Origin of the sequence: Vibrio sp. 10N.261.52.A1 (assembly GCF_002876325.1) — a bacterium.
GTDB classification, from domain to species: domain Bacteria; phylum Pseudomonadota; class Gammaproteobacteria; order Enterobacterales; family Vibrionaceae; genus Vibrio; species Vibrio chagasii.
This window is the reverse complement of sequence record NZ_MCYD01001334.1, coordinates 1-3,270: the sequence shown is the minus strand read 5'-3', so window position 1 is coordinate 3,270 and position 3,270 is coordinate 1. Positions and strand designations below refer to the sequence as shown.

The 3,270-nt window shown below is 40.5% G+C and carries 5 protein-coding genes and 1 pseudogene; 3 read left to right on the top strand and 3 right to left on the bottom strand.

The annotated features are described in order from the left end of the window. Positions 1 to 295: BspA family leucine-rich repeat surface protein (locus BCT81_RS27505; protein WP_133152753.1), on the top strand; the 295-nt coding region annotated here is incomplete at its 5' end. Positions 296 to 447: 152 nt separating this feature from the next. Here BCT81_RS27505 and BCT81_RS27500 read toward each other — a convergent pair. Together BCT81_RS27500 and BCT81_RS27495 are read right to left on the bottom strand one after the other, a co-directional pair. Next, positions 448 to 645, bottom strand: coding sequence for a hypothetical protein (locus tag BCT81_RS27500; RefSeq protein WP_102426514.1), 198 nt, complete (start codon positions 643 to 645; stop codon positions 448 to 450). Further along, positions 645 to 959: pseudogene (locus BCT81_RS27495) on the bottom strand (hypothetical protein); the annotation flags it as partial. The gene BCT81_RS27500 and the pseudogene BCT81_RS27495, both read right to left, overlap by 1 nt. Before the next feature lie 364 nt (positions 960 to 1,323). Here BCT81_RS27495 and BCT81_RS27490 point away from each other — a divergent pair. Continuing rightward, positions 1,324 to 2,325 carry a hypothetical protein gene (locus BCT81_RS27490; protein ID WP_102426513.1) on the top strand — a complete coding sequence of 334 codons (1,002 nt, stop codon included), beginning with the start codon at positions 1,324 to 1,326 and terminating at the stop codon, positions 2,323 to 2,325. 90 nt (positions 2,326 to 2,415) lie between these two features. Beyond that, positions 2,416 to 2,667, top strand: coding sequence for an ogr/Delta-like zinc finger family protein (locus tag BCT81_RS27485; protein ID WP_102426512.1), 252 nt, complete (start codon positions 2,416 to 2,418; stop codon positions 2,665 to 2,667). 9 nt (positions 2,668 to 2,676) lie between these two features. On the opposite strand, the gene BCT81_RS27480 is transcribed toward BCT81_RS27485, so the two are convergent. Then, complete coding sequence (locus BCT81_RS27480) at positions 2,677 to 3,168, bottom strand: hypothetical protein (protein ID WP_102426511.1); 492 nt, start codon at positions 3,166 to 3,168, stop codon at positions 2,677 to 2,679. Positions 3,169 to 3,270 lie beyond the last annotated feature (102 nt).

Here is a 3,270-nt window from a genome sequence, read left to right as displayed (position 1 = left end):
AATGTTCTCTCTCAGCAAATCCTTTAACCAACCTATCGGTGATTGGGATACAGCTAAGGTTAGAAATATGAAGTATATGTTCGCATATACTCGTATGTTTAACCAACCAATCGGCGATTGGAACACGGCTAACGTCACCCACATTTATGGAATGTTCAAAAGAGCTGAAGCCTTTGAGCAAGATTTATCTGGTTGGGATGTCAACGAGGTTATCGATATTCGCCGTACAGGGTATTTCGCTGAAGACAGCAAATTAAGTAGAAATAGAGCATATTTCCCTCGCTTTTTTCGATAGTTAACCGCTATGCATAGATACCAGTCATTGCAACATATTGCAGTGGCTGGTTTTTATTTTGGTACTCGACAAAAAATGAAAGACCTCAACAAAAGTTGGGGCAAATATACGTTAGGAAGCTTGAACATCCACATTTTGTTTTATTCAAAAAACTATTGCACTTGATAACTCCCCGCTGAACTGCCACCCGAGACTTCCACTTGAGCGTTCTGCGTTATTTCGTCGACTACCGCATTGGCAATGGCTTCAGCCATCATGCCTGCCATGGCGAGCTCACCATCGAGCACGAAACCCTTAGCTTTCAGTTCAGTTTCCAATTTCTGTTTCAGTGATGCTTTGCTTATGGCCATCAGTCTTTTCCTACAAATACAGTGGTTGATACGTCAACATGGGGTTTTCCCATAAATGGGCAGATACTCGCGCCAGTGCACACGCCTTTACCACCATTGAATTTGATGGTGTCGGCGTCTTCGGTGATGTTATTAGCTTTGATTGCTCTATTGCCTCTGACGGTTTCAGTGTGGTTACCGTCTATCTCAGTGATTCTATCTTCGAGCACTTTGATTTGTTGAGTGAGGCATTCAAGCTTGTCGGCTTGGTCTGTCTTTCGCTCAAAATTGCCTTCCTGGTCGACTAATTGATACACGCCTTTTCGCTGTTGGTAGGCGTCCTGTTGGCATTCTCAACACCTCAACCATCCCTCACCCCTATTCCTAAAGGGTTCCCGGCTTGCTAGCCTTCCATAGCGCGGCAGAGTTTCACTGAAATTGAAATAGAATTGCGAAAAAAATGAGATAGAAAACTCTTCAGGTGGGCAGGGGGAGTGCGTTTTCCGTGGGTTAGTATGGTTACCTCGCGATTGAAGAGCCGACTTCATATCATTTGACCTTTCTTGTTACCCACTCCATCCAATTATGCAACCTGCATCACATAGCAGAGTAAAGCTATATCACTTAAATATACATATCAATTAGATAGTCTTATATTCACACCAAAAATACACCCAACACATAACAACGGACTCAGTTATGCTAAAAAATACCCTTTTATTATCAAGCCTCATATCTCTAGGTGCTACCGCTTCACCTATTCAGATCGACAGCTGCGAACAGTTACTCAATCTTGAAGACAAAACCAACTCTGACTACGTGTTAATTCAAAACATTGATTGCTCTGGATTCGTTCATACCAAGCCCAAATCGTTTGCGGGAAACTTGAATGGTAATGGTTACGCGATATCAAACTTAACAATTTCAGCAACAAAAGGTGATGTTGGCTTATTTTCTAGAATTAGGTCTGGGGTAATCGAGAATCTAAACATCAATAACTTTCAAGTTGATACACAAAACAAAAAAGCAACAACAGTTGGAACTTTGGCCGGGCTTCAAGACGGCGGGCTTATTAAAAACGTTAAAATTACCGACTCATCAATTTCAAACGCTGTAGGTTCTTGGGCTGTAGGTTTGCTTGTCGGAAGAGCTGATAGTGCTATGCTGAAAGACATAGTTGTTCAACATAGTACGTTAAGCACCTCAACAGACTCTGACAAAATTGGGGCTGTATCAGGATGGTTAATAGAGGGCGCTGGCGCAAACAATATAAAGGTTAATGACGTTCATATAACTGTCAAAAATAGCGATTTTAACTACGTTGGGGGGGTATTTGGAAACGTAGTCGACACACCACTTAGTTTACTCGAAATCACAGATAGCTCAGTTAAAAGAAATAATTTAGGAAAAAGTGGAAAAAACGGACTTCTAGTAGGACAACTAGATAAATCAACCATCAACAATGGCAGTGTCGTGAACGTTGTCCATAATTTGGTGCTTGGTAAATATAATGGCATTGCAGCTGGAGTAATACTTCAATCCGAAGGTGATGAAATTGTACTAGATAGCATCTCTCATAATGATATCGATAGCACATTACAATGGCACTACGTAAACCCGAGAAAAACATATAGAACCAACAATCTATACCTCGATTTGAGCAACGAATCCACATTACCGCCACCTGTGTGTCGCTTCTGAACATCAGTATTTAGCTTTTAGAATGCTGAATAAATCATCACCATAACTTAGTACCATGGGCTTATCATTTCGATAGGTCCATGGTGTCATATGAGGGTAATTTGCCAGGAGTGTGGCGAGAAAGCACGCATACAAAAATCCACCCGTATTTCAGCGAGTTATAGCGATTTATATTGTAGTTGTAGTGACCCTGAGTGTGGCCATACCTTTGTGATGAACCTTTCCTTAAGTCATACTCTGAGCCCTTCAGCTAAAACGACTTCTCAGTTGGTTTTTGAAATGGTTAAAGCCTTGGCACCCGATCAGCGCCAAGAGCTAAAACAACAACTTTTGATACCTTAGTTGGGTTTTCTACTTTGGAACCGCAGTGAAAGGAACCTCATCGTCAATTCCCAAACGCCCATCCTTAAATGTACCGCTGATTTCAGTATCAGAAATGTAATCAATCAATATTGTTTGCTGCACATAATTCCCACTGAACGTACCATCTTTAAAATATAAATTAGATCCACCGCCAATTCCTTCTTTTAAAATCATGTACCCATTATCATCAAATTGCATCGTTATACCTGGACGATCTTTAACAGCCCATTGATACGAACTACGAAGAATATCACGACTTGATTCGGTGATATAATGGCCTAAGGCTGCATACTTAAGTTCACCGTTAGACGTTAGATATACAATTTCTTGTTTTCCATTACCGTCTAGATCTGCAAGTTCAAAAGACTGTACATCCTCATTGGGCAATAGAGTTCTTGGGTTTGAAAATGAAAGATTTTTAGCAAATACCGACGCTGATAACAACGACGCCATTGATAAAATTAAGAAGCTTTTTTTCATACTGAATTCCTTTTTTAAACACTAGATTGTGCGGCCAGCACACGATTATCGGCACAATCTAAATCTAAAAAAAACAACAACCAACAAAATTAAGCTATTGAT

Bases quoted from the DNA above. Each gene is read 5' to 3' on its own strand.
- BCT81_RS27500 (WP_102426514.1), bottom strand. From the start codon at position 645: ATGGCCATAAGCAAAGCATCACTGAAACAGAAATTGGAAACTGAACTG.
- BCT81_RS27480 (WP_102426511.1), bottom strand. From the start codon at position 3,168: ATGAAAAAAAGCTTCTTAATTTTATCAATGGCGTCGTTGTTATCAGCG.
- BCT81_RS27490 (WP_102426513.1), top strand. From the start codon at position 1,324: ATGCTAAAAAATACCCTTTTATTATCAAGCCTCATATCTCTAGGTGCT.
- BCT81_RS27485 (WP_102426512.1), top strand. From the start codon at position 2,416: ATGAGGGTAATTTGCCAGGAGTGTGGCGAGAAAGCACGCATACAAAAA.